At 73.4% G+C, this 24,422-nt stretch carries 19 protein-coding genes; 11 read left to right on the forward strand and 8 right to left on the reverse strand.

The annotated features are described in order from the left end of the window. Positions 1–112: 112 nt before the first annotated feature. The 9 genes from GPA10_RS29590 to GPA10_RS29630 are packed head-to-tail and all read left to right on the forward strand — an operon-like array spanning position 113 to position 8,061. Positions 113–958 (forward strand): 2-amino-3,7-dideoxy-D-threo-hept-6-ulosonate synthase, encoded by an 846-nt coding sequence (locus GPA10_RS29590; protein WP_157168156.1) that lies wholly within the window; start codon positions 113–115, stop codon positions 956–958. Then, the gene (locus GPA10_RS29595; RefSeq protein WP_157168157.1) at positions 955–1,995 is read left to right on the forward strand and encodes a 3-dehydroquinate synthase II family protein; all 1,041 of its coding nucleotides are present in this window, start codon (positions 955–957) and stop codon (positions 1,993–1,995) included. Before GPA10_RS29590 ends, GPA10_RS29595 begins: the two co-directional genes overlap by 4 nt. Next, positions 1,995–3,467 carry a class I adenylate-forming enzyme family protein gene (locus GPA10_RS29600; RefSeq protein WP_246260009.1) on the forward strand — a complete coding sequence of 491 codons (1,473 nt, stop codon included), beginning with the start codon at positions 1,995–1,997 and terminating at the stop codon, positions 3,465–3,467. Before GPA10_RS29595 ends, GPA10_RS29600 begins: the two co-directional genes overlap by 1 nt. 37 nt (positions 3,468–3,504) lie before the next feature. Continuing rightward, positions 3,505–3,777, forward strand: a complete 273-nt coding sequence (locus tag GPA10_RS29605) for an acyl carrier protein (protein ID WP_157168158.1) — start codon at positions 3,505–3,507, stop codon at positions 3,775–3,777. Next, positions 3,774–4,055, forward strand: coding sequence for a hypothetical protein (locus GPA10_RS29610; RefSeq protein WP_058849067.1), 282 nt, complete (start codon positions 3,774–3,776; stop codon positions 4,053–4,055). Before GPA10_RS29605 ends, GPA10_RS29610 begins: the two co-directional genes overlap by 4 nt. Then, entirely contained in the window at positions 4,045–5,220 is a 1,176-nt protein-coding gene (locus GPA10_RS29615; RefSeq protein ID WP_343041458.1) for a beta-ketoacyl-[acyl-carrier-protein] synthase family protein, read from the forward strand. The genes GPA10_RS29610 and GPA10_RS29615 overlap by 11 nt, the downstream gene beginning before the upstream one ends. Further along, positions 5,217–5,840: a beta-ketoacyl-[acyl-carrier-protein] synthase family protein gene (locus GPA10_RS29620; protein WP_157168159.1), complete on the forward strand. Its 624-nt coding sequence runs from the start codon at positions 5,217–5,219 to the stop codon at positions 5,838–5,840. The genes GPA10_RS29615 and GPA10_RS29620 overlap by 4 nt, the downstream gene beginning before the upstream one ends. Next, positions 5,837–7,528, forward strand: coding sequence for a class I adenylate-forming enzyme family protein (locus tag GPA10_RS29625; RefSeq protein ID WP_157168160.1), 1,692 nt, complete (start codon positions 5,837–5,839; stop codon positions 7,526–7,528). The genes GPA10_RS29620 and GPA10_RS29625 overlap by 4 nt, the downstream gene beginning before the upstream one ends. After that, positions 7,525–8,061, forward strand: coding sequence for a hypothetical protein (locus GPA10_RS29630; RefSeq protein ID WP_343041459.1), 537 nt, complete (start codon positions 7,525–7,527; stop codon positions 8,059–8,061). Before GPA10_RS29625 ends, GPA10_RS29630 begins: the two co-directional genes overlap by 4 nt. A gap of 64 nt (positions 8,062–8,125) precedes the next feature. On the opposite strand, the gene GPA10_RS29635 is transcribed toward GPA10_RS29630, so the two are convergent. Continuing rightward, the gene (locus tag GPA10_RS29635) at positions 8,126–11,044 is read right to left on the reverse strand and encodes a helix-turn-helix transcriptional regulator (protein WP_198351741.1); all 2,919 of its coding nucleotides are present in this window, start codon (positions 11,042–11,044) and stop codon (positions 8,126–8,128) included. A gap of 67 nt (positions 11,045–11,111) precedes the next feature. Between GPA10_RS29635 and GPA10_RS29640 the strand changes: the two genes are divergently transcribed. Both GPA10_RS29640 and GPA10_RS29645 read left to right on the forward strand, forming a co-directional pair. Beyond that, entirely contained in the window at positions 11,112–12,395 is a 1,284-nt protein-coding gene (locus GPA10_RS29640) for a GNAT family N-acetyltransferase (RefSeq protein ID WP_157168162.1), read from the forward strand. Positions 12,396–12,528: 133 nt separating this feature from the next. Then, entirely contained in the window at positions 12,529–13,524 is a 996-nt protein-coding gene (locus GPA10_RS29645) for an aldo/keto reductase (protein ID WP_157168227.1), read from the forward strand. 82 nt (positions 13,525–13,606) lie between these two features. On the opposite strand, the gene GPA10_RS29650 is transcribed toward GPA10_RS29645, so the two are convergent. The 7 genes from GPA10_RS29650 to GPA10_RS29680 form a co-directional block, all read right to left on the reverse strand. Then, on the reverse strand, positions 13,607–16,153 hold the full coding sequence (locus GPA10_RS29650) for a discoidin domain-containing protein (protein WP_157168163.1): 2,547 nt from the start codon (positions 16,151–16,153) through the stop codon (positions 13,607–13,609). Between the two features lie 101 nt (positions 16,154–16,254). Beyond that, a complete protein-coding gene (locus GPA10_RS29655) occupies positions 16,255–16,773 on the reverse strand; it encodes a flavin reductase family protein (protein WP_343041460.1) in 519 nt (172 codons plus the stop codon). Positions 16,774–16,863: 90 nt separating this feature from the next. Next, positions 16,864–17,742: a DODA-type extradiol aromatic ring-opening family dioxygenase gene (locus GPA10_RS29660; protein WP_157168164.1), complete on the reverse strand. Its 879-nt coding sequence runs from the start codon at positions 17,740–17,742 to the stop codon at positions 16,864–16,866. A gap of 114 nt (positions 17,743–17,856) precedes the next feature. Then, positions 17,857–18,855, reverse strand: a complete 999-nt coding sequence (locus tag GPA10_RS29665; protein WP_157168165.1) for a quinone oxidoreductase family protein — start codon at positions 18,853–18,855, stop codon at positions 17,857–17,859. A 29-nt stretch (positions 18,856–18,884) separates the two neighbouring features. Next, complete coding sequence (gene asnB / locus GPA10_RS29670; protein ID WP_157168166.1) at positions 18,885–20,783, reverse strand: asparagine synthase (glutamine-hydrolyzing); 1,899 nt, start codon at positions 20,781–20,783, stop codon at positions 18,885–18,887. 31 nt (positions 20,784–20,814) lie between these two features. After that, positions 20,815–22,446, reverse strand: coding sequence for a 4-hydroxyphenylacetate 3-hydroxylase family protein (locus tag GPA10_RS29675; RefSeq protein WP_281364856.1), 1,632 nt, complete (start codon positions 22,444–22,446; stop codon positions 20,815–20,817). After that, positions 22,443–24,359: an L-tyrosine/L-tryptophan isonitrile synthase family protein gene (locus GPA10_RS29680; protein WP_157168167.1), complete on the reverse strand. Its 1,917-nt coding sequence runs from the start codon at positions 24,357–24,359 to the stop codon at positions 22,443–22,445. Before GPA10_RS29680 ends, GPA10_RS29675 begins: the two co-directional genes overlap by 4 nt. Positions 24,360–24,422: the final 63 nt, after the last annotated feature.

Raw genomic sequence — 24,422 nt, forward strand, 5'->3', positions numbered from 1 at the left:
CGATCCGTCCGGACCCGGCCCGATCCGGCTCAATCCGGATTGTTCCGGCTCGATCCTTCGGTACCGAACGTGATCCGTCCGTTGTGGCGTTTTGGGGAGGTGTATCCGGTACATGGCCGACTCCGGCAAATCATTCCGCATGCGCAGGCTTTCAGCGGCGGGCGACGGAAGATACCTTTTCGTGCCGCTCGATCACAGTGTCTCGGACGGCCCCGTGGTGCCGCAGGCCCGCTGGGACGGTCTCATCCGGTCCCTGGTGGACGGCGGCGCCGACGCGATCGTCGTCCACAAGGGCCGGGCCCGCACCATCTCCGCCTCCATCCTGCGCCACTGCGGCCTCGTCATGCATCTGAGCGCCGGGACCGCGCACGCGGCCGACACCGACGCCAAGGTGCTCGTCGGGGACGTCGAGGAGGCCGTGCGCCTCGGCGCGGACGCGGTGAGCGTGCACGTCAACCTGGGCTCGGCCACCGAGCACCGGCAACTCGCCGACCTCGGCACCGTGGCCGCCTCCTGCGACGCGTGGAACATGCCGCTGCTCGCGATGATCTACCCGCGCGGCCCCCGCGTCACCGACCCGCACGACCCGGCGCTGCTCGCGCACGCCGTCAACGTCGCCGTGGACCTGGGCGCCGACCTCGTCAAGACCTCGGTGACGCTGCCGCTCGGGCGGATGTCCGAGGTGGTGGACAGCTGCCCCGTCCCCGTGCTCGCCGCGGGCGGACCGCTCGACGGCTCGGACCTGATCGGCTACGGGACCTCCCTGATGCGCTCCGGCTGCCGAGGGCTCGCGGTCGGCCGCCGGATCTTCTCCGCGCCGTCACCGGCCTCGCTGACGGCCCGGCTCGCCGCGGTCGTGCACGCCGTGGAGCCCCGCACGGCGGGAGCGAACGGCACGGCGGGAGCGAACGGAGCAACCTCCCCTCACCCTTCGACGATTGCGACAGGTGCCGCATGAAGTTCGCCTGGATCGACCTCCGGACCGTGCCGAGCGAACGGCTCGAGTCCGTCCTGGACGCCGCCCTGCACTCCCGGGTGCACGGCGTGCTCTGCGACGACGAGAAGCTCCTGAAGGATCTCCCGCCGACCGTCATGGGCGTGAACCCCACCGTGGTGACCGACGAGGCCCAGCTGGGCGACCTCGGCCCCGAGGCCGTCGGCTGGGTCGACGTGCACGACGACCGGACGCTGCGGCTCGCCTGCGCCGCCGCCGTCGTGCTGCCCCACACCGTGGTCCGCTTCGCCGATCCGACCAAGATCCCCCTGGAGATCGTGCTGGCCGCCGCCGACCGCGCCGACGGCCGGCTGGTCACCGCCTGCGCCGACCTGGAGGAGGCGGGCATCGTCCTCGACGTCCTCGAACGCGGCTCGGACGGCGTCCTGCTGGCCCCCGCGAGCGCAGACGAGGTCTTCGCCCTGACCCGGCTGCTCAGGGCCGACTCGCCACCCCTCGAACTGACCACGCTGACCGTCGACCGGGTGGAGCACCACGGGCTCGGCGACCGGGTGTGCGTGGACACCTGCTCGCACTTCGCCGAGGACGAGGGCATCCTGGTCGGCTCGTACTCCACCGGCTTCATCCTGTGCTGCAGCGAGACCCATCCGCTGCCGTACATGCCGACGCGTCCTTTCCGGGTCAACGCCGGGGCCCTGCACTCCTACGTACTCGGCCCGGGGAACCGCACCAACTACCTCAGCGAACTCCGCTCGGGCAGTACGACGCTCGCTGTCGACGCCGAGGGCCGCACCCGGCGCGTCCTCGTCGGGCGGGCCAAGCTGGAGTCCCGGCCCCTGCTGACCGTCACCGCCCACGCAGCCGACGGGACGGAGGTGAGCCTGACCGTGCAGGACGACTGGCACGTGCGGGTGCTCGGCCCCGGCGGCAAGGTCCTCAACGTCACCGAGCTGCGGCACGGCGACGAACTGCTCGGGTATCTGGCCACCGACCAGCGCCATGTGGGCCTGCCCATAGGCGAGTTCTGCAAGGAGAGCTGATGACCGGGCAGAGAGAGCGGATGGCCGGGCAGAGAGAGCCGGTGGGCGGCGGCCTGCCGGGCCCCGTCGACCCCGCCGATCTCGTCGGCCGGCTCCTCGGCGCGCACCCGGGACACCTGCCCTGCCTGGTCCACGGTGACCACGTCCTCACCCGCGCGGAGAACGCCGACGCCGTGGCCTTCGAGGCGTCGGTCTTCGCCGCGCACGGCATCGGCGCGGGCGACACGGTGCTGGTCCAGGTGCCGCCCAGCTACACCCAGATACAGGTCGTCCTCGCCCTGTGGCGCCTCGGCGCGCAGGTCCTCCTGGTCGACCACCGCCTCAAACCCCCCGAGGTGGCGGCCCTGCGCTCGCTGTGCCGCCCCCGGTTCGTGGTCGACAGCGGAGTGACGGGTGTCTCGCCCCTCGGCTTCCAGGCCCGCTACGAGCTGGTGACCACCCGCTGCCCGGACGGTCGCCTGCGGGCGTCCGGGCACGGGCTCGTGCAGTTCAGCTCGGGCTCGACCGGCCTGCCCAAGGCCATCGGGCGGACCGCGGCCTCCCTGGCGGCGGAGGTCGACCGGTTCACGCGTGTCGAGGGCATGCCGGTACGGGGTGAGAGCGTGCTGCTGCTCAGCTCGACCGCCCACAGCTTCGGCCTCGTCGCCGGGCTCCTGCACTCGCTGGCCGCGGGCGTCACAGTGGTGTTCGCGCGGCGCGTGGCGGCCCGGGACATCCTCGCCGCCGCCGAACAGCACCGCGTCCAGGCGGTGTTCGGCACGCCGTTCCACTACGAACTCCTCGGCACCGCCCGCGAACTGCCCGTCCTGCCCGCGCTGCGCGCTGCTGTCTCCGGCGGCGAGATCATGCCTCCGGAGACCGCCGAGCGGTTCGCCGACCGGTTCGGCGTCCGCGTCGGCGAGTCGTACGGCACCACCGAGACGGGCGTCGTCACGATGGACGTCGGCGGCACCACCCGGCCCTCGGTCGGCCGCGCGGCCCCCGGCGTACGGCTGCGGGTCCGCGCGGGCGAGGCGGAGGTGTGGCTGCCGGACGGCTCGCCGTACCTGTTCACCTCCGACGACGGCACGCACGGCGACCGGTACGAGGACCACTGGCTGCGCACCCGCGACCGGGCGGAACTCGCCCCCGACGGCACCCTGCGGCTCCTCGGCCGGGGCGACTCCGTCGTGATCGTCGGCGGCCTCAACGTCGACCTCGGCGAGGTGGAGACCGCCCTGCGCGGCCACCCCGGCGTCACCGGGGCCGTGGTGGTGCACTCCGGCGCGATCGAGGCGTACGTGACCACGCTTGCCAGGGGCGGCCCGGCCGCGGCGGAGCTCCTGCGCTGGTGCCGGGAGCGGCTCGCCGACTACAAGACGCCCCGGGTCGTCCGCGTCCTGCCGGACCTGCCCCGCACCTCCAACGGCAAGCTCGTCCGCCGCCACGACGTGCTGCTCGCCGCCTCTGCCTCCGCTCCCGCCGACAACTGACCGGCGCCCTCGGCCCCGTACCGGAAGGACTCCCCCCATGCAGACCACCTTGCAGGAAGAGATCCGTACGTTCGTCCTCACCACGATCACCGACGACATGAACCACCCCCTCGACACGGACGAGGTCACCGACGACACCACGCTGGGCTCCAGTGGCATCGACCTCGACTCGCTGAGCCTCATCGAGCTGACCATGCGTCTGGAGCGCCGCTTCGGCGTCAAGTTCCAGGACGCCGACATCGAACCCGTGGGCGCGATGAAACTGGGCGACCTGGTCTTTGACGTCATCGGCCGCGGCGCCACGGCATGACCGGCCCCGGCCGCCCGATCGGCCCCGACGCGGTACGGGAACTGCTCTCCGACCCCAAGATCTACTCCGGTCTCCCGTCCGAACTGGACGACGACACCGAGATCGCCCTGGACTCCCTCGGCCTGGTGTGGTTCCTGCACCAACTGGAGCTGCGCCACGGCCTGGTGGTCGAACCGGCCGAGGCGCACCTCACCGGCTTCACCTCGGTACGCAGCATCACCCGTTACCTCACGGGGCACGCGGCGGGGACCCAAGAGGCGGGTGCCCGTGAGACGTGAGGTGCTGCTGACCGGGTACGGGGTGCGGACCGCCTTCGGCACCGGGGCCGAGGCGCTGCGCGACGGCGTCTTCGACGGGCGGCCCGCGTTCGCCCCCGTCACCCGCTTCGACACCGGCCCGTACCGCACGGACGCGGCCGCCACCCACGGCCCGGCCGTCCCGCTGCGGGAGGTGCTCGCCGAGACCGCCGCCGCCGCGGTCCGCATGGCGGGGCTGCCGGCGGGCGCGCGGGCGGACGTACTGGTGGGCACCGCGGGCGACTTCACCGCCCTGACCCGGTTCTGGCGGACGCGGGGGCGGGACGCGGACGCGGGCGGGGCCGCCGGGAGCGACGGGGCCGGCGGCGCGGGTGTCGTGGAGACCGTGCCCGCGTGGCAGGCCGCCGCCCTGGCGGACGCGCTCGGGGTGCGCGGCACCCGGCTCGCGTTCACGAGCGCCTGTGTCGCCTCGGCCATGGCGGTCGTGCACGGCTGTCTGCTGATCTCCTCCGGCCGGGCCGACACCGTGCTCTGCGCGGGCGCCTACCTGGTGGAGGAGGAGAACCTGGCCAAGTTCGGCTCCGGGTTCGCGCTCTCCCGCGACGGCGCGGTGCGGCCGTTCTGCGCGGACCGCAGCGGGCTGCTGCTCGGGGACGGGGCCGCCGCCGTGGTGCTCGAATCGGCGGACGGCGCGCGACGCCGGGGCGCGCGCCCCCTCGCCGCCCTGACCGGCTGGGGCGTCGCGGGGGACGCCCACCACGTGGCGCGCCCGCACCCCGAGGGCGCCGGGCTCGCCGCCGCCGCGGGTCGCGCGCTGCGCGGCGCCGGGCTGCCGCGCGTCGGTTACGTCAACGCGCACGGCACCGCCACCCGGCACAACGACCCGGCCGAGACGCGGGGGCTGCGCGCGGTGTTCGGCCCGTACGCGGACTCCGTACCGGTCAGCTCCACCAAGAGCACGACCGGGCACCTCCTGGAGGCCGCCGGAGTGGTGGAGCTGGTGATCACCCTGCTCGCGCTGCGCGACGGCGTCCTGCCGCCCACCGCGGGCTTCACCGAGCCCGACCCGCTGTGCGACCTGGACTTCGTACCCAACCGGCCGCACAAGGCGGACCTCCGTGCGGCGATGACCGTCAACGCGGCGTTCGGCGGCGTCAACACGGCACTCGTCCTGGAGCGCACATGATCACCGCGATGTCCGACGCGTCGGCGCCACCCGTGCCGGGGTTCGTGGAGTCCACGTTCAGCCCGCTGGTGCACGCGGCCGTCCACCGGTGCCTGGGCGTCGCGCCCCCCGGCGACGGCGCCCGGACCGCGATCGTGCTCGCCAGCACGGTGGGGGACGCCACCACCCTGGACACCGGCAGCCGGTCGCTCGTCGCCGGGCAGGCGCATCAGCCGCTGCTGTTCATGCAGAGCACCGCGAACGCGATCCTCGGGCGGCTCGCCGTGGACCTCGCCGTCACGGGCCCGCTCCTGTCGCTGTCCACCGCCGTACCGGACGACGTCGCCGGTGAACTCCTCACGACCGGCGCCCTCCTCCTTGAGACCGGAGAAGCGGACCGGGTGGTGCTGGTCGGCGTCGAACTGGCCGCGGGCGACCGCGCCGCGGCGGCCCACCGGGCGCTCGGCACCGTGCCGCCCGCGGAGGACCTGGCCGTGGCGCTCCTCCTCGACCGCGACGACCCCGTACCGCACCTGCCCGAGCTCCCCGCGCATCCGCCCCCGGCGGCCCCGCCGGACGGATACGGCACCCTCCGCGGCCTCGTCGCACTGGCCGCCCGAAACCAAGGGACCCCACCATGATCACCAAGGAAGAACGCGCGCGGATCGCCGCCGACGCCGCCTTGGGCGCCGGGAACGTCATCCACCGCCTCACGGCGTACGGCAGGCCGTCCGACGAGCCGGTGCTGTGGACCGACGGCACCTGGCAGGCCCCGGAGGGCAGCCGCCCCGACATGCTGACCCTCGGCGAACTGCACGACGCCGTCGAGGTCTACGCGGCCTGGTACCACGCGCAGGGCGTCCGGCCGCGTGACCCGGTGGCGATCCAGACGTACTCCAGCACCGAGTTCGCGGTGAACTTCCTCGCGCTCACCTCGCTGGGCGCCATCCCGTCCTTCGTCAACGGCAACCTCCGCCCGGAGACCGCACGCGAGTACGTGCGCCGCCAGGGGGCGGTGGGCGCGCTCACCGACGAGGCGCACAGCGCCGTGCTCGCCCCTGACCGGGCGGAGCCGGGCCTCGGCTTCCACGTCACGGCGGCCGACATCCGCGCGGACGACCGCGCGCCGCTGCCCCCGGGCTACCCGTACGCCCACCACGACACCGATCCCGTCATCATCTCCCACTCCTCCGGCACCACCGGCATGCCCAAGGCCGTCCCGCACACCCACGCGACGCTGCTGTACGCGCAACTGCACCGGCTGCGTCTGTCCGTCGGCTCGTCCATGGGCAGGCTGCTCGTCGCCCTGCCCGGCTCCCACAACGCCGCCATGTCGGTCATGATGTTCGGCTTCCTGCTGCGCTCACCGGTGCTGCTCCTCTCCAGCCAGCGGGGCGCGGACGTCATCGACGCCCTGGAGTCCTTCCGCCCCACGACGGTGTTCGCCTTCGCCGGTACGTACGGGGAGATGGCCGCGCACGACCTGGCCGCCCGCGACCTGTCGAGCGTCGAGGCCTGGTACAACACCGGGGACGCGGCGCACCAGGCGCACATCCGGGCGCTGATCGAGCAGGGCAGCCACGAGACGGTCGGCCAGGACCTGAAGCGGCAGCGGGTGCGGGGCTCCGTCTTCACCGACGGGCTCGGCTCCTCCGAGACGGGCTACTCCCTGTTCCACAACGGCCACCGGCTCGGCAAGCCGTCCCCGGCGCGCTGCGTCGGCAAGCCGATGAGCTTCGCCGAGGCGGCCGTGCTCGCCGATGACGGCACCCCGCTGCCGCCCGGCGAGGTGGGCCGCCTCGGCGTGCGCTCGCCCACGCTCTCGCCCGGCTACTGGAACGACTCGCTCACCTTCCACCGGCTGCGGCTCGGCGGCTACTGGCTGACCGGCGACCTCGCGTACCGGGACGAGGACGGCAACTTCTACCACCTGGACCGGGCACCGGACGCCGTCCGCACCGCCTCCGGGGTCGTCTTCAGCGTCCGCACGGAGGAACTGCTGCTGCGCGAGCTGCCGGTGCTCGACGACTGCACGGTGGTGGCGGTGGCACCGGAAGGAGTGCGCGCCGACTGGGACGGCGACGGGACGGCCGAGGCCTGGGCGCTGCTCCAGTTCGGCCCGGACGCGCCGGAGCACGACGACGCCCACTGGACGGCCGAGGCCAACCGGGCCCTGGCGGACGCCGGACTGCCGCCGCTGACCGGGGTGCTGCGGATGGACGCGGACGACGTCGTCAAGGGAGCCACCGGCAAGGTGCTCAAGCGCGAACTGCGCGAACGCTTCCGCGCCCGCGCCCTCGCCGGGGGACCCGGCGGTGCGCGCCGGTGACCGGGACCGGCGAGCGCACGGTCCCGAAGCCGCGCACCCTGGACGTGTACCGGCAGTGGTGGACGCACGACGCGCGCTGGTACCAGGGCGTGGCCGCGAGGTTCGGCCACGAGGTGGCCAACGAGATCAACGCCGAGGCCCTGCGGTACGTGGCCGTCCAGGTGGGCCGGCGCATCGTCCGCCAGTGCGGCGGTCGGCCCGCCGGGGACCGCGAGGAGCTGCGCCGCCGCTACGACCTGTGCTCCGAGTGGATGTTCCCGAGCGAGCTGCGCGACGGCGGGACCGCGGTGCTCGCCAACGGGGACATCGAGCTGACCATGCGTCAGAACTTCGCGGTCACCATGGTGCGCATGGCCGGGTCCCTGGACGGCTACCGCTGCCCGTGCACCGACGTCCACGCGGGCTGGTCCGAGGGCCTCGGGGTGACCCTCACCCGCAACTGCGCGACCACCTGCCTGCGTTCGGGCGATCCCGCCTGCCGCCTCCTAATGCGGGTGGCGGACCAGGAGGCGGGGTCACCGCCGGGCGGATGAGGTCCCGGCGGCGGGGCCACTGGCACAGGGCGGTGTCCAGGGGCCGCTCCGTGTGGTGCGATCCCTACTCCGGGGGCGCGGCGGCGGTCCACCCCTGCCGGTGGGCGATGGCGGCGGCCCGGGTGCGGGTGGAGGCGCCGAGTTTGGCCAGGATGTGGGAGACGTGCACTCCCGCGGTGCTGGGGGAGATGTGCAGGCGGCCCGCGATCTGCCGGTTGCTCAGGCCCTCGGCGATGAGCAGCAGCACTTCGTGTTCGCGTGCGGTGAGACGCGCGGTGCCGTGCGCTGTGCCGGGTGCGTCGGCGCCTTCGGCGGGGCGTGCGGGGGGAGCGCCGTGCGACGCGGGGGCCTGGCCCGCCGCCAGGGCGATCCGGCGGCTGAGCGGTGCCGCGCCCAGGGAGTCGGCCAGCTCCGCCGCCTCCTCGAGCTGGGCCGACCCGCCGGTGAGGTCACCCGCGGCGAGCGCTGACCTCCCCGCGCGCAGCAGACACTGGGCCAGGTGGTAGGGCTGCCCCAGCTCCCTCCACGCGCTCACCGCCTGCTGCCATCCGCCGCCGCGGAGGAGGGCGTGGAGGTGGCTGCGCCGCGCCCGGTCGAGGCGACCGTACTCGGGCAACCCCGCGTCGAGCAGGGTGAGTTCGGTGCGACGGTCCTCGGCCTGTTGCGCCGTCGGGCCGTTGCAGTCGGCGTCGAGCCGTGCCTCCTGGACCAACGCTCCGGTGACCAGGACGGAGCGGGCCTCACTGCTCGGCACCCGCGTGAACCACGGGTCGGCGAGGGTGCGGCCCAGGACGCGGTCGGCTTCCTCCGGGTCGCCCTGGGCGACGGCGAGCAGGCACACCAGTTGGTAGTGCTGGAGCAAGCCGGTGCTGCGCAGCGCGTCCGCGGGCCCGGAGGCCGCCGCCGCGGCTGCCGCCACGTCGCCGCGGCACAGCGCGAGCCGCCCGACGAGACGGCGCAGATGCTGCCGGGCCGCCGGCGGCGGGTCTTCGGCGAGCGCCTCGTCGAGCAGCGCGCTCGCGTGGTCCCACCGCCCCGTCAGGATCAGGCCGTGCGCGGCGTAGCAGGCGAGATCGGCGCCCCGGCTGAGGCCGAGCCCGGAACGGCGGGCGCGGCGGAAGCCGTCCAGGGCCGCGTCGACGCCGCGCCGGTGCTCGCCGGTCCGGGTGTGCACCATCGCCTCGTACATCGGCACGGTCAGGAGCAGATCGTGGCTGTCGAGCCGCTCGGCGAGGCCCCGGGCCTCCGCCAGCGCGCCGAGGTCGCCGTCGCGGGCGCCGGTGCCGAGCAGGCCCCGGACGGTGACGGTCGCGTCGCCGGTGTGCCGGCCGATGCGCAGGGCCTCGTCGAACGCCCACCGCGCCGCGTCGGCGTCCGGCAGCAGCCCCATGGCCATGACCCCGAGCACCCGGCCCCGCAGCACGTTCCCGACGTCGTCGGGCAGCAGCCTGAGCGCGTGGTCGAAGTCGGCGTTGCCGGTGCCGCCGAGGCGGTGCCGGAGCCTGCCGCGATGTTCGAGCAGCAGGGCGGCGCGCTCGGGCGCACGGCGCTCGTCGACGGCGGCGAGACCGGCCGTGGCGTGGTCGATGCCGCGCCGGTAGTCCCCGCTGAACATGCAGGCCTCGGCGGCCTCGGTCAGGACGCCGACCAGGTCGGCGCCGCGCGGGCCGGAGTCGAGGGGGCCGATGTCGAGGGGGCCCGTGCCGCTCGGGCCGGTGCCGAGCGCGGCAGACGGGTCCCGTACACGGTCCCAGAGGTCGAGGACCCGCTCCAGCATGCGGCGCTGCTCGTCGTAGGCGTAGGAGCGGCGGGCCCGGTGCGCGGCCCGGTACGCGAAGGCCAGAGCCCGCTCGTGGTCCCCCGCGGCGTAGGTGTGCGCGGCCAGCTCCGCGTAGGCGTCGCTGTCGCGCAGGGCCTCCGCGTAACGGGTGTGCAGCCGTATCCGCTCGCCGGGCAGCAGGTCCTCGTACACGGCCTGGCGGATGAGCGCGTGCCGGAAGGCGTATCCGTCGTCGGCCGTCACGAGCAGACCCTGGTCGACCAGGGGGCGCAGCAGGGCGTCCAGCTCCGGACCGCTCTCGTCGGCCACGCTCTCCAGGAGGCGGTGCGTGACGAAGTCGCCGCCCGCCGACACCAGGCTCAGCAGCAGCCGGGCGGGGGAGGGCAGCGCGCGCGGGGCCCGCAGGAGCAGTTCGCGCAGGCTGTCCGGTGTGTGGGAGTCCCCGTGGGCGAGTGCCTCGACGAAGAGCGGGTTGCCGTCGCTGCGCCGGTGGACGCGGTGCACGGTGGCGGCGTCGGGCGCGGTGCCGAGGATCGCCGCCAGTTGCAGGCCGACATGGCCCTCGGTGAGCCGGGGCAGCCGCAGAGTGGTGGTGCGGGGGCCGCGCGCGAGCTCGGACAGCAACGGCCCGAGCTGTCCCGCGCCCGCCCCACCGAGCCGGTACGTGGCGAGCAGCAGCACGCCGGGCTGCGTCAGATTGCGGGCCAGGAACGCGAACAGCTCCCGGGAGGCGGCGTCCGCCCAGTGCAGATCCTCGACGGCGACGACGACGGGCCGGGCGGCGGCCACCTCCTCGACCAGCGCGAGGACCTCCTCGTACAGCCGGTGCTTCCCGGAGAGCGGCCGCTGCTCCCCGGGCTGCGCCTCGGGCACCTCGCCGAGCTCGGGGAACCAGCGCGCCAGCTCCCGGTACCGTCCGGCCGCAGCCGCCCCCTCCCGGACGAGACGCCGAAGGACCGCCACGAAAGGCGCGTACGCGAGCCCCTCGCCCCCGAACTCCGCGCAGGCTCCCCGCACCATCCGGACCGGGAGGTCCAGCGCGTGCTCGAACTCCGTGACGAGCCGCGACTTCCCGATCCCGGCCTCACCGGCGACGAGCGCCACCGCGGGCGCCCCCACCGCCGTCTGCCACGCCCCCGCAAGCGCCGCCAGCGCGTCGTCCCGGCCGACGAACACCGGACTGACCACGCGATCCGACACCATGGCGCCAGCATATAAATACCGAACTCGCACGATGCGGCACGGGTGTTTACCCCGCCACGCTCGACCCATGAACGCCCCGCACACGAACGCCCCGCACACGGATATCCCGCACACCATCGCCTCGCACACGAACGCCCCGCACCCCCTGCGCACCATCGAGGCCCACGAGTTCGACGCCTGGGCCCGCATGGTCACCACCACCTACGGCCAGGACTGGCGCGAGGGCGCCCTCAGAAGCGCCCGCTCGGTGATCGAACCGGCGCGCACACTGGCCGCGTACGACGGCCGGGACATCGTCGGCGGCGCGTCCGTCTACGGCCGCGTCCTCACGGTCCCCGGCGCCCGCACCCCGGTCGCGGGCGTCACACTCGTCGCGGTCCTGCCCACCCACCGCCGGCGCGGCATCCTCACCACGATGATGCGGCAGCAGCTCACCGAACTGCACGAGTCGGGCGGCGAGGCGATCGCCGCGCTCAACGCCGCCGAGGCCACCATCTACGGCCGCTTCGGCTACGCCGCCGCCTCCCACCTGGCCCGCATCCGGGGCGACAAGAGGGACATGGCTCTGCGCGCGGACGCAGACCCGGGGCCCGGCACCCTCCGCCTGCTCGACGCCGACCGCGCCCGCCCGCTCCTGGAGAAGATCCACGACACCGTCCGCCTGCGGACCGTCGGCTGGGTCGACCGGGCGGAGAAGTACTGGGACGCCCGCCTCCACGACCCCGAGCACGCCCGCCACGGGGCGACGGCCCTGCGCTTCGCGGTCCACTCGGAACCCGGAGGGGAAGCCACCGGCTACGCCCTCTACCGGTCCGGGGGACGCACCGTGCAGATCGTCGAACTCGTCGCCACCACGCGGCAGTCCTACGCGAGCCTGTGGCGCTACTTCATCGACCTCGACGCCCACGACCACCTCACCTACGAAGGGGCCGTCGACGAGCCCCTGCCCCACCTTCTGCGGAATCCGCGGGCCGTACGCACCACCGTGGTCGACAATCTGTGGGTCCGCCTCGTGGACGTCGGCCGGGCGCTCACCGCACGCCGCTACCCCGCCGGGCTGGACGTGGTCCTGGAGGTCGAAGACACCTTCTGCCCCTGGAACACCGGCCGCCACCACCTGCGCGCCGAAGGGGAGACCGTCACCTGCGAACGCACCCGGGCCCGAGCCGACCTGCGCCTGTCCGTGGCCGAACTGGGGGCGGCCTATCTGGGCGGGCCCACCCTGGCGGCCCTCGCGGCCGCAGGCCGTGTCCAGGAGCTGCGGCCCGGCGCGCTGGCCGCCGCGTCGCGCGCCTTCCGCGGGGAACGGGAGCCCTTCCACGTGTCCGGTGGTGCCTTTCCGGCCTTCTGAGTGTCCGGTGGCGCCTCCCGGCCCGCTGAAGCCGACCCTCTGCAGCCGGCCCTCTGAGGTCGGCCTTCCTCAACACCGGGCCCACAGTGCCGCACGCAGCACAGAACGGAGCAGACCCATGGAGAAACAGATGATGAGAAGCAACCGGCTCGGGAACACCGCGGTGCGCGTCACCGAACTCGGCTTCGGCGGCGGACCGCTCGGCGGGCTCTACACCCCGTTGGACGACGAGACCGCCGCGGGCGCCCTGGAAGCCGCGTGGGAGGGCGGGATCCGCTATTTCGACACCTCTCCCCACTACGGCATCGGGCACTCCGAACGCCGCACCGGCGTACTGCTCCGCGACAAGCCGCGCGAGCAGGTCACGCTCTCGACGAAGGTCGGGCGGCTGCTGGTGCCGCAGGATCCCGGGGGCCGGACGGACGAGGGCTTCGCCGTGCCCGCCACCCACCGCCGGGTGTGGGACTTCACGCGCGACGGGGTGCTGCGCAGCGTGGAGGACTCGCTCGGCCGCATGGGCGTCGACCGGATCGACCTGCTCATGCTCCACGACGCGGAACAGCACTTCGAGGACGCGCTGCGTGACGGCTACCGGGCCCTCGCCGAACTGCGCGACCAGCACGTGGTGGGCGCCATAGGCGCGGGCATGTACCACCCCGCCATGCTGACCAGACTCGTGAAGGAGACGGACGTCGACGTGGTCATGCTGTCCGGCCGCTACACGCTGCTCGACCACAGCGCCCTCGACGAACTGCTGCCCGCGTGCACGGCCCGGGGCGTCTCGGTCCTCGCGGCGTCCGTCTTCAACTCCGGCCTGCTCGCCACGGACCGGCCCCTGAAGGAGTCCACCTTCGACTACGCGCCCACCACGTCGGACATGCTGGAGCGCGCCCACCGCCTGGCCGACGTCGCCGAGGCGCACGGGGTCACGCTCCCGCAGCTGGCGATGGCCTTTCCGCTGCGGCACCCCGCCGTCGCGGGCATCGTCGTCGGCATGCGCTCCGCGGCCGAGGTACGGAAGAACCTGGCGGCGTTCCGCACGCCGGTCCCGGAGCAGGTGTGGGACGACCTGCGCGCCGCGGGCCTCCTCGACGAACGGACGGCCGCCGCGGGCCCGGCGCCCGCCTGAACGTCGAACGTCCCGTACGGCCACCCCGAGGCAGCGCTCTCCTCGCGGGTGGCCGTACGGGCGCGGGCGGGCCCGCCCGCGGTCAGTTCACGGTGATCATTCGTGCCTTGCTCGGTGTCCCGGCCGCGTCGAGTGCGAACAGCAGATAGCTGCCGGGCAGTGCCACCCCCGGGTCGGAGGGGATGGTGAGGGTGTACGACGTCGCACTGTCACGGGTGAAGGTGAGCGGCACGCGCCGCTGGTCGTTGTCCGTGGAGTGGGTCGCCGCGCCCGCCCGCACCAGGGCGAACCTGGTGACCGCCGAGTCCGTGGTCACGGGTACGGTCGCCCCGTGGCGCACGCGGGAGGGCACGGTGCCCGTGACGACCGGGCGCTTGCGTTCGGTGCCGTCGGCGTTGAGCAGATAGGGCGGGGTGAAGATCGCCCCGTCGGCGTGGTTGGTGGCGCAGTCGCCGCACAGGCCGCCGCCCCCGGAGAAGATGCGCCCGTCGGGCAGCAGATTGGCCACGCTGTGGTAGTTGCGCGGCACGGGCATGCTCGCCATCCGCGTGAACCGCCCCGTCGCCGGGTCCCATATCTCCGGTGTGAGCGCGGACGTCGCGTCGCTGAACGGCACCGGATAGGACTGCCCGCCGAACACGGCGACCTTGCCGTCCGGCATGACCACGCTGTTGCTGAAGGAACGGGCGTAGTCCATGTCGCCGGTACGCGTGGCGCGCGGCTGGCCGCCCGCACTGAGGTCGACCGTGTACGCGCGCCGGGTGGCCGTCGTGTCCTCGTAGGCGGTCGCGCCGCCGAGCGTGAGGAGCTTGCCGATGTCGTACGCGACGGCGTTGCCGTTCATGGCGTCCGGGCTGTCGGCGCGGTTGCCGGCGGCGGCGATGGAACCGTTGCCCTGGGTGGAGATCCAGTTCATCTGCTTGCTCGGCCCGAGGTGCAGGACCCGGCCGTTGGACGTCGCGTGCAGCCACTGGTGGTTGTCGGCCCGGTAGGGTCCGCGCGGGTCGCCCGTCATGGTGGTGGTCGCCGGTACACCGGACAGCTTGCGCCAGCCGCCGGTGGTCGGCGACCAGACCTCGCCGTCCTTGCCCGCGCTCGGGTTGCCGCTCCAGGAGCCGCCGAGGACGAAGGCGTCGCCGTTGGAGAGCAGGGTCATGGCCTGGTAGCCGCGGGCGATGTTCATGTCGGTCGTGGACGACCAGCTGTCGGTGGCCGGATCGTAGATGCTGGCCCGTTCGGCGTTGCTGCCGCCGGTGACGAGGACCCGGCCGTCCTTGAGGACCGCGATGCCGGGGCAGAACATGTCGTGCTTGGTGTTGTCGACGCGGCGCTGGGTGACGGCTCCCGTGCCGAGGTCCATGATCGCGGTCTGGGTGAAGCCGTTGCTCCCGCCGAAGCGGTCGATGCCGTACGCGGACCAGGCGAGCAGCTTGTTGTTGGGCAGCAGGGCGGTGGCCACGGGCACCAGCGGGAAACCGGTGACCCGGCCCCAGGAACCGGAGGTCGCCGGATTCGCCGGGCCGCTCAGCCGGATCTCCGCCGCCGAGGACCACGGCCCGCGCCCGCCCGCCTCGGTGGTCGCCGTCAGGCGTACGTACCGCGCGCTGACGGTGCGGGAGAAGGTCGCGCCCTTGACGGTGTCGTCGTCCTTCCAGGTGCCGCTCGCGACGGGCGCCCCGAACGTGGTGCCGTCCGTGCTGGTCGTGACGGTGTAGGCGCCGACGCGGCCGTTGGCGCCGGACTTGCGCGGCTGGTAGGAGAGGGCCGAGACGTCGCGGGCGCTCTTCATGTCGATGGTGATGCTGTGCGGCAGGGGCTGCGGGGTGCCGGAGTAGCGGCTGTGCCAGATGGTGTCCGCGTCACCGTCGAGGACGTTCGCGGCCCTGTCCGTCGCGCTGCTCGTCTCCTCGTCGCTTGCCGACGCGGTCCAGCCCGTCCGGGCCAGGTCGACCACGGAGGCGGGCGAGCCGGGGTCGCCGAGCAGGTTGATCTCGGCCGCCGACGACCACGGGCCGCGGTTTCCCGCCTCGCTGGTCGCGGTGAGCCGCACATGGCGGGCGCCCTGCGCGGCGAAGCTCAGGGTCTTGGCGGCCGCGTCGTCGCCGAGGGTGCCGGAGGCGACGGCCGCGCCCCAACTCGTACCGTTGGCACTCAGCTGGATGGTGTACGAACCCACCCTGCCGTTGGCGTTGTCGGTGCGCGGCTGGTAGACGAGCGCGGATACGACAGCGGTACGGTGCATGTCGATGGTGATGCTGTGCGGAAGGGGAGTGGCGGTGCCGCTCCACTTGCTGTGCCAGATGGTGGAGTTGCTGCCGTCGAGGACGTTCGCGGCGCGGCCGTTCTCGGACGCCGTCTCCTCGTCGCTCGCGGACACGGTCCAGCCGGTCCTCGGGAGCACGGGAGCGGTCGGTTCCATGGCGTCGGCAGGTACCACCGGCTCGTGCGGTGCCGCCATCGGATGCCGCGGGTCGGGCGCCGCGGCGGGTCCCGCGTCGTTGGCGGCGGTGGCCGGGCCGACTCCGGCGAGCGGAAGCAGCGCGGCGACGATCGCGGCCAGCGCCAGGGCTATGAGGCCGGTGGATCTCAGCTTGTCGGGTGGAAAGGGCTTGAGCAGACGGGTCAACATGATGTCCCCCCATAGGTGCGCGAAGGCGCGCAGATGAGGGCATGACCATGGCAACAGGGCCGAGGCGTGTAAAGAGTGTTCTCACGCCAATCGCCTCGTGTCTAGGCAGACCCGTCGGTCTCGTACGACCCGCGCGCGAGCACGGAATGGAAGGCGCTGCGGTAGTAGAGCAAGGGCTGCGCCCCCGGGCGCCGGGCGGTGTGTTCGACGCGGCCGAGGAAGAGGAGATGGTCGCCGCCGTCGTGGCTTGCCCAGGGCGTGCAGAAGAAGGTGGCCAGCGAGCCGCCGAGGGCGGGGGCCGTGTGCGGGGCCAAGCGCTCGGGCGGCGCCTGCCACGGTGGAACGTCGGGGGCGGTCTCCGCCCTGCCGGCGAAACGCAGCGCCAGGTCGTGCTGTTCCGCCGCCAGGACGTTGACGGTGAAGGGACGGCCCGGCAGCAGCCGGGCCGCCTTCGACGTGCGGTTCAGTGAGATCAGGACGAGCGGCGGGTTCAGTGAGACGGTCGTGAACGCGTTCACTGTGGCGCCGTGGAGGGCCTCGCCCACCGCCAGGCTGACGACGGTGACACCGGTGGCGAAGTAGCCCGCGCAGGTGCGGAGTTGCTCGGGGTCGACGGTCACCGGATCTCCTCGGTCGACGGGTGGACACGGCACAGCGGATCGGTGCGGGAGGCGTGGACAGATGTGGACGCGGGGCAGCGGACGGTGCGGTCAGGCCGTCCAGCCCGCGGCGGGTCGGTCGAACCAGAGGTGCGCCTGTCCGGTGCCGATGGCGTTCTCGTACGCGCTGTAGCGGCGGGCGGGGGCGGTGCACCGCGAGCCGCCGAGGGCACCGGCGAGCGTCAGATAGTGGCCGAAGCGGCCCTCGGGGGCGTAGCGGTGGTACTGCGGCATGGTGGCGACGACCCTGTCGTGACGGCCGGACTCCAGCCAGGCGATGCGCTGTTCGTCGGCGGCCCGCGCTTGCGGGGAGACGACGTTGGCCGGGTCCCCGGCCATCCGGTCACGCAGCTCGGACAGGGGCCAGAAGCGGTGCGAGAAGCCGCCGGACGCGATGACCAGCACACGTCGGGACAGCCGGGAGACGGCCTCTGCGAGGACCGCTCCGGTGCGCAGGAAGTCCTCGGCGGTCGCGGTCTGGCAGACCGACATCGACAGCCAGGGCACGCCGGGGCGGCCCAGGTGGGTCCAGAGGTTGAGCGTGGCGTAGTGGAGGGGGAGGTGGGGGTCGTCGTTCGCGGTCAGCCACAGCGCGTCCCGCTCGGCCACCGCGGCCACGGCGTGGGCCAGTCCGGGGTCGCCGGGTATGGCGTAGGGGATGCGGCTGAGTTCGCTCGGCATCTCGTCGGCGGTGAAGCACCCGGAGCGTTCCGCGTGGGCGGTGACGACGGTCTCGGTGGTGGTGGCCCAGTGGGTGTCGAGGACGAGCACGGCGTCGTGGCCGAGGGTGTCGATCACCTCGCCGCGCAGCCGGGCGAGGCCGGTGGCGAGGGTGAAGTCGCGGCCGCCGTTGGCCTCGACGCGCAGGGGTTCGGGAAACATGATGACGGGGGCGTGGGAGAGAAGTCCCGCGCCGACGATGGCGCCCATGTGCGGGTCTCCGTCCTGTCGTGACCGACGGTGGGTCTTGGGGGGGAGTCAACGGTGGGTCTTTTCTGGGCGGGAGCCGGGGTACCGGGGTGCCCCCGGGGCGGAGGGGGGCAGTCAGGGCACGAGGAGCAGCTTGCCGGTGGTGCGGCGCGCTGCCAGGTCGGTGTGCGCGTCCCGGGCCCGGTCGAGGGGATAGGTGGCTCCGACGGTGATGCGCAGCGTGCCGTCGGCGATCCGCGCGAAGACCTCGCCGGCGCGCCGCGTGAACTCCTCGACGGTGGACCTGAAGTGCTCCAGGTAGGGCCGGGTGAGGGTCAGCGAGCCGCCCCGGAGCAACCGCATCACGTCCACGGGCGGCACGGGCCCGCTCGCGCCGCCGAAGAGGACCATGGTGCCCCGGCGGCGCAGGCTGTCCAGACCGGCGTCGAAGGTGGCGGCACCGACACCGTCGTACACGGCGTGCACGCCGTCACCGCCGGTCAGGTCCCGTACCGTGGCGGCGAGGTCGCGGCAGCGGTCGTAGCGGATGACGTCGTCGACACCGTTGGCCCGCGCCATCCGCTCCTTGGTGCCGCTGGAGACCGTACCGAGCACCCGCACCCCCCGCTGCTTGAGGAACTGGGTGAGGAGCAGGCCGACGCCGCCCGCGGCGGCGTGCACCAGCACCGTCTGGCCCGCCTCGGCCGGGAAGGAGTCGTTCACCAGGTAGTGGGCCGTCATGCCCTGCACGAGCGCGGCGGCGGCGGTCAGCAGGTCCATGCCGTCGGGGACGACGACGGCCTTGTCCTCGGGGACGAGGACCTGCCCCGCGTAGCTGCCGAGGACGGTGGTCCAGGCGACGCGGTCACCGGCGGCGAACCGGGTGACTCCGGGACCCGCGGCCAGTACCGTGCCGGAACCCTCCTCGCCGGGCACCGAGGGCAGGGGCAGCGGATAGCGGCCCTCGCGGCGGTAGATGTCGATGAAGTTGACGCCCGCGGCGGCCAGTTCGACCAGGATCTCGCCCGCGCCGGGTTCGCCGGGAGCGGGCTTGTGGACGGGCAGGAGGACGTCGGGGCCGCCGGTCTCCCGGATCTCGATCGCCGGGATCACCGTGCTCGGTGTCTTGGACATCGCTTCGCTCCTTGCGGGGTGAGGGTGCATCAGCTCGCTCCTTGCAGGCCTTGTGGAGGACGGCGGTGCGGACCGAGGTCGACATCCACCCGGTAGGTGCGCAGCCAGTCGCCGAGACGGACGGTGGACTCCAGGAGGATGCGTTCGAACTCGGAGAGGGTGCCGTCGGTGGTCCTGTCGGAGAGCCGGCGTACGGCTGCCGGGTCCACGTAGCCGGCGAGCGGCGCGTCGTCGCCGGCGGTCGAGGCCCTGAGACCGGCGAGGAGGCCGCGGTCGTAGGCGGGGTCCTGGATGGAGGGGTACGCGGCCTTGGTGCGGCGCAGGACGGACTGCGGCAGGAGGTCGGCGGCGGCCTCGCGGAGCAGGCCCTTCTCCTGGCCGGTGCATGTCTTCATCGCCCAGGGGACGTTGAAGAGGTACTCGACGAGCCGGTGGTCGCAGAACGGCACCCGCCCCTCCAGGCCGCTGGCCATGCCCATCCGGTCCTTCTTGTCGAGCAGGATGGGCAGCCACCTGGTGAGCGTGAGGTGGGAGAGTTCACGGGTGCGCCGGTCCTCGGGGCTCTCGCCGTCCAGCCGGGGGACCTCGGCGAGCGCGCTGTGATAGAGGTCGGCCCGGTAAGCGGCGAGGTCGATGCCCTCCACGAACCAGGGCCGGAAGAGCGCGCCGGGGTCGAGGCCGCGGTGCGCGCCGAGCGCGAGCCACGGGAACGTCCCGGCGGCGCGGGCGGCGGGGTCGGAGAACCAGAGGTAACCGCCGAACACCTCGTCGGCCCCCTCACCGGACAGCGCCACCGGGGCGTGCTCACGGACGGCCGCGAAGAGCTGGTGCAGGGAGACGTCCAGGTCGGCGAAGTTGAACGGCAGGTCCCAGGCCGCGAGGACGCTCCCGCGCACCGCCGGGTCGAGGAGCGCGGCCCGGTCCAGGGTGATCGTGCGGTGCGCGCTGCCCACGTGCTCGGCGACCGCGCGGGCGTAGGGGCCGTCGGGCGTGGGCCTGATCAGGTCGCCGCGGAAGTGCTCCGCGTGGCCCGTGAAGTCCACGGCGAAGGTGGCGATCCGCTCGCCCTCGGCGGCACGGACACGCTGGGCCAGAGCGGTCACGGTGCTGGAGTCCAGGCCGCCGGAGAGCAGCGCCACCAGGGGCACGTCCGCGATCATCTGGCGCGGCACGATGTCGTCCAGGAGCTCGCGGACGGTGGCGACGGTGGTGGGCAGGTCGTCGGTGTGCGGACGGGCCTCCAGGGCCCAGTACCGCTCCTCGCGCAGGCCCCCGCGCCCGACCCGCAGCAGATGGCCGGGGACCAGCTCCCGCATGCCGGTGAACGGCACCCGGCCGGGCGTGCGTAGGAAGAGCAGCGCGTCGCAGAGCTCCTCGGCGGACGCGCCCGCCCGCACCAGCGGGTTGGCCAGCAGCGCCTTGGGCTCCGAGCCGAAGAGCACGCCCAGCGGGAGCGGATGGTAGTAGAGGGGCTTGACCCCGAGACGGTCACGGACCAGGAGGAGTTCCTCGCGCGCCGTGTCCCACAGGGCGAGGGAGTACATGCCGTTGAGGCGGTGCACGAAGTCCGTGCCCCACTGGAGGTAGGCGCGCAGCGCCACCTCGGTGTCGCTGGACGTGGCGAACCGGTGGCCGTGCAGGGCGAGTTCGCCCCGCAGTTCGCGGTGGTTGTAGATCTCGCCGCCGTAGGAGATGACGGCGCGCGGCAGTTCGCCGCGCGGGCCGCGTTCCGGGGTGGCCATGGGCTGGACGCCGCGCTCCGGGTCGACGACGGCCAGACGCCGGTGGCCGAGCGCGGCGTGGGTGTCGAACCAGGTCCCGCCGTCGTCCGGGCCGCGGTGGACCAGGGTCCGCACCATCGCGTCGAGCGTGGCGGACTCGGTGGTGAGGTCGCGGGAGAAGTCGACCCAGCCGGTGATGCCGCACATGGTCGTTTCCTTTCTCGGCGCAGTCCGGGTCTCAGGGCTGCTCGGGCCCGAGCCAGGGGCCCCGGCGCCAGCCGTCGGTGTCGTAGTCGTCGAGGCACTCCTGGACGAGTTCCTCGCAGCGGGCGAGGCCGCCGCGCCGCGTGGCCCAGCGCAGCGCGTCGAGGCGGATCTGCTCGCCGTTGCCGGAGTAGTGGCGCTCGTACAGCTCGTGGCGGGCCCCGAACTCGGTGCCGATGGTGTCCCAGACCAGCTTGAAGAGCTTGATCCGCTCCAGTGCGGAGGAGTCGGCGCCCCGGTAGTAGCGGTCGATGAGCGGCCGCAGCCCGGGGTCGGCGAGGTCGCGGACGCTGGCGGGGACGACCAGGGGCGCGCCGCCGAGCAGGGTCTCGAAGAGCTCGTGCACCCGGTTCCAGATGTGGGCGCTCACCATCCGCATCGCCGACGCGTGTTCCAGACGCGGTACGACCGTGCCGCCGGGGCCCGGCTCCGTGTCGTGCGTCATGGCGGTGGTGAGCGCCCCCACCAGGTCCCGCAGCGTGAGGAGTTCGCCGAGCCCGGCCCGTACTCCGCGGAAGACGTCCGTCCCGTTGGCCCGCGCGGCCCGGGACAGCAGCCCGGCCATCAGCTCCAGCTTGACGCCGAGGCGGATCGAGGACTGGAAGTTGTAGAGGTTGGGGAAGCCGGAGACGGCGTAGAAGCCGGTGGCGCGCTCGATGTCCCGGTGGACGAGCACGTCCTCCCAGGGGATCAAGGCCTCGTCCATGACGAGGACGCTGTCGTTCTCGTCGAACCGGCTGCTGAGCGGATGGTCGAAGGGGCTCTGCGCGCGCCGCTCGTACGGGGTGCGGCAGATGAGTCGTACGCCGGGGTTGTCCATCCGTACGAAGAAGACCAGGGCGAACCGCTCCGCCGCGCCCTTCTCCAGGTGGGCGGAGCCGACCGGCGCGACGAAACCGGCGTTGGTCAGCGCCGAGCCGGTGCCGAGCATCTTCGCGCCGCTGACGACCACTCCGGCGTCGGTCTCGCGCACCGCGTGCACGAAGACGTCGCCCATGTCGTGGACGGCGCGCTTGCGGTCGACCGGCGGATTGATGATGACGTGGTTGAGGTGGAGCGCCTTGGCGGCGAACCGCCGGTACCAGGCGGTGGCGTTGGCGGCGAACGGGCCGTAGTAGTCGGCGCCGGCACCCAGTCCGGCCATGAAGGCCGCCTTGTACTCGGGGGTGCGGCCGAGGAAGCCGTAGCTCGTCCTGGCCCAGAGGGCGATCGCCTCGCGGGCCCGGACGAGGTCGGCGGTACTCCGGCTGGGCTTGAAGAAGTGGTGCGTGCGGATGCCGGTGCCGGGGTCCACGCCGGTGAGCGCGCCGGAGGTGGCGGGGTCGTGCAGGGCGTCGTAGAGACGGGCGAGGGAGCGGGCCGCGTTGCGGAAGGCGGGGTGCCGGGTCACGTCCTCGACCCGCTCGCCGTCCACGTGGACGGCGCGGCCGTCGCGCAGGCTCTCCAGGTACTCGTCGCCCGTCATCAGGGTGTCGGCCCCGGCCGTCGGAGCGCCGGCCCCGGCCGTCGGAGCGCCGGCCCCGGTCGTCGGGGCGCTGGTTCCGGTCGTCGGGACGCCGACTCCGGTGGTCGCGGTGTCGTCGGCCGTTCGCGGCTCGGCGGTCATCGGACGAGACCCGGGTTGGACAGCGGCGGCGTGCCGAGGATCTGGACGCGGCGCAGATGCCGGGGCGCCCCGCTGGTGAAGGCGTTCCTGCCGTGCAGGAGGGTGTAGTTGTCCGTCACCAGCACGTCGCCGGTCCGCCAGCGGTGTGCGTAGAGGTGGGCAGGGTCGTACAGGGCGGCCCGCAGGCTCCGGTGCAGCTCGGCCAGCTCCGCCTCGTCGGTCGGGCCGGAGAACTCCAGGTCGGGATGGTTGACGAAGGCGTCTCCGGCCGCCGCGGTCGGCTCGTGGTAGCGGATGACCGGGGTGCCGTGCACCGGGTGGGCCGTGACCACCGGGGAGCGGGTGGTGCTGTCGTAGTACTCCATCTCCCGGTGGTAGGTGCCGGTGGCCCGGGACCACAGGGCGCGGCTGTCCGGGTCGGCGTCGGCGAGCACGGCGACGGTGTCGGAGAAGATGGTCTCGCCGCCCTCGTCCGAACCCGGCGCGTGGACGCACTGGAAGATCTGGAACTCGGGGATGTGTTCCCGGTACATGCCGTCCCAGTGCATCGGCATGTGGCTGTGGCCGAAGATGTGATCGGCGGGGTCCCGCTGCTGTACGAGGTCGAGGACGGTCCCGAACGGCCAGAGCGCGGGCTCGCCCCAGCGCTCGGCGTACGCGGCGAGTCCGCCCGCATCGGCGAAGCCCGCGAAGCCGCGCAGCAGGAGCAGCCGGTGCTCGTGGACGAGGGCGCGCAGCGGCGCCACGGGAAGGTCGGTCAGCGGGCGGTCGGCGTCCTTGGCGTGCAGGGCGAGCCCGAAGGGCGACAGCGCGTCGCTCCGCAGCCGGTGCGCGCCGAGCAGGTCGTGGTCAACGGGCATGGCTGGTCTCCTGCTGCGGTGTGGGTGTGGGTTCGGGTGTGAGGGCGGGGTGGGTTCGGGCGTGGGCGTGGCTGCGGTGCCGGTGGCGGTGGCGGCGGCTTCGGGCGGGGGCAGGACGAAGTGGCTGGGCCGCCCGTGGGCGGTCACCAGGCGCGCCCCTGCCGCCTCCGCCTCCGCACGCTTCATCAGGGTGAAGTGCCCGCCGCCGGTGTCCACGGCGACGCTGTGCCAGGGGGTGAGCCAGACGTCGGGGGTGTCCGCGAGCAGGACCCCGATCTTCCGTGTGCTGCACGGCTGCGGGTGGATGGACAGGCGCAGGGCGTCCGGGAAGAGCTCGCCCAGCAGCTCGTCCCAGGCCCGGCTGCGTGCGATGACGCTGTAGGCGAGCGCGCGGCTGCGGCTCTGCAGTGCGGCGCGGCTGCCGGTGTACTGGGGGGTGGACAGGTCCTCCAGGAGGAACCTGGTGATGCCCCGGTACATGGGGACGAGGTCGCCGCCCCGGCGGACCTCGGCGCGGAGCTCGTCCTCGTGTGGTCCGCGGTCCGTCGTCAGTGCGGCGCGCATCCGAGCGGGGTCGGCGCCCCGGTAGACGTCGTCCAGGGTGAACTGATCGAGGTGGTCGGCGCCGATCCGGTCGATCATGCGGTTCAGTGCGCGGGCGTAGCCGGTGACGTCGTCGTCGCTCACCCCGATGAGGTCGTTGAAGACCCGCCCGTCGGAGCAGATGCGGATGCGGGCGCCGGGCGGGTAGACCTCGGTGACGCGCGCGCAGAGCGAGTCGAGGAACTTCAGGGCGCGTTCCTCGGCGAGGTCGGGCAGCGGGCCGAGGACCTTGGCCGGGTTGGGGGACTTGGTGGGAAAGGCCGGGAGCAGGAAGTCGATCGTCCGGCCGTGCGCCATGGCCGTCTCGACCGCGCCCCGGTGGTGCCGGACGCAGCGCAGACAGACCCTGCCGGCGCAACCGCCGCCACGGAGCCTGCGCTGGCGGACGAGCACCTCGCGGACCACTTCGATGGCGGCCAGTTCGGTATCGAGCGTGGCAAGTTCGTTCACCGTGCCTCCCGTCGTGGACTTCCTTCACCTTGGCCAGCGGGGGCACACGAAACGCACAAAGCA

The sequence above is a fragment of the Streptomyces typhae genome (genome assembly GCF_009755605.1).
Lineage (GTDB): Bacteria > Actinomycetota > Actinomycetes > Streptomycetales > Streptomycetaceae > Streptomyces > Streptomyces typhae.

What these genes read in the sequence shown, in the direction of transcription:
- GPA10_RS29590 (WP_157168156.1), top strand. Translation starts at nt 113, where the DNA reads ATGGCCGACTCCGGCAAATCATTCCGCATGCGCAGGCTTTCAGCGGCG.
- GPA10_RS29595 (WP_157168157.1), top strand. Translation starts at nt 955, where the DNA reads ATGAAGTTCGCCTGGATCGACCTCCGGACCGTGCCGAGCGAACGGCTC.
- GPA10_RS29600 (WP_246260009.1), top strand. Translation starts at nt 1,995, where the DNA reads ATGACCGGGCAGAGAGAGCGGATGGCCGGGCAGAGAGAGCCGGTGGGC.
- GPA10_RS29605 (WP_157168158.1), top strand. Translation starts at nt 3,505, where the DNA reads ATGCAGACCACCTTGCAGGAAGAGATCCGTACGTTCGTCCTCACCACG.
- GPA10_RS29610 (WP_058849067.1), top strand. Translation starts at nt 3,774, where the DNA reads ATGACCGGCCCCGGCCGCCCGATCGGCCCCGACGCGGTACGGGAACTG.
- GPA10_RS29620 (WP_157168159.1), top strand. Translation starts at nt 5,217, where the DNA reads ATGATCACCGCGATGTCCGACGCGTCGGCGCCACCCGTGCCGGGGTTC.
- GPA10_RS29625 (WP_157168160.1), top strand. Translation starts at nt 5,837, where the DNA reads ATGATCACCAAGGAAGAACGCGCGCGGATCGCCGCCGACGCCGCCTTG.
- GPA10_RS29635 (WP_198351741.1), bottom strand. Translation starts at nt 11,044, where the DNA reads ATGGTGTCGGATCGCGTGGTCAGTCCGGTGTTCGTCGGCCGGGACGAC.
- GPA10_RS29640 (WP_157168162.1), top strand. Translation starts at nt 11,112, where the DNA reads ATGAACGCCCCGCACACGAACGCCCCGCACACGGATATCCCGCACACC.
- GPA10_RS29645 (WP_157168227.1), top strand. Translation starts at nt 12,529, where the DNA reads ATGAGAAGCAACCGGCTCGGGAACACCGCGGTGCGCGTCACCGAACTC.
- GPA10_RS29650 (WP_157168163.1), bottom strand. Translation starts at nt 16,153, where the DNA reads ATGTTGACCCGTCTGCTCAAGCCCTTTCCACCCGACAAGCTGAGATCC.
- GPA10_RS29660 (WP_157168164.1), bottom strand. Translation starts at nt 17,742, where the DNA reads ATGGGCGCCATCGTCGGCGCGGGACTTCTCTCCCACGCCCCCGTCATC.
- GPA10_RS29665 (WP_157168165.1), bottom strand. Translation starts at nt 18,855, where the DNA reads ATGTCCAAGACACCGAGCACGGTGATCCCGGCGATCGAGATCCGGGAG.
- asnB (WP_157168166.1), bottom strand. Translation starts at nt 20,783, where the DNA reads ATGTGCGGCATCACCGGCTGGGTCGACTTCTCCCGCGACCTCACCACC.
- GPA10_RS29675 (WP_281364856.1), bottom strand. Translation starts at nt 22,446, where the DNA reads ATGACCGCCGAGCCGCGAACGGCCGACGACACCGCGACCACCGGAGTC.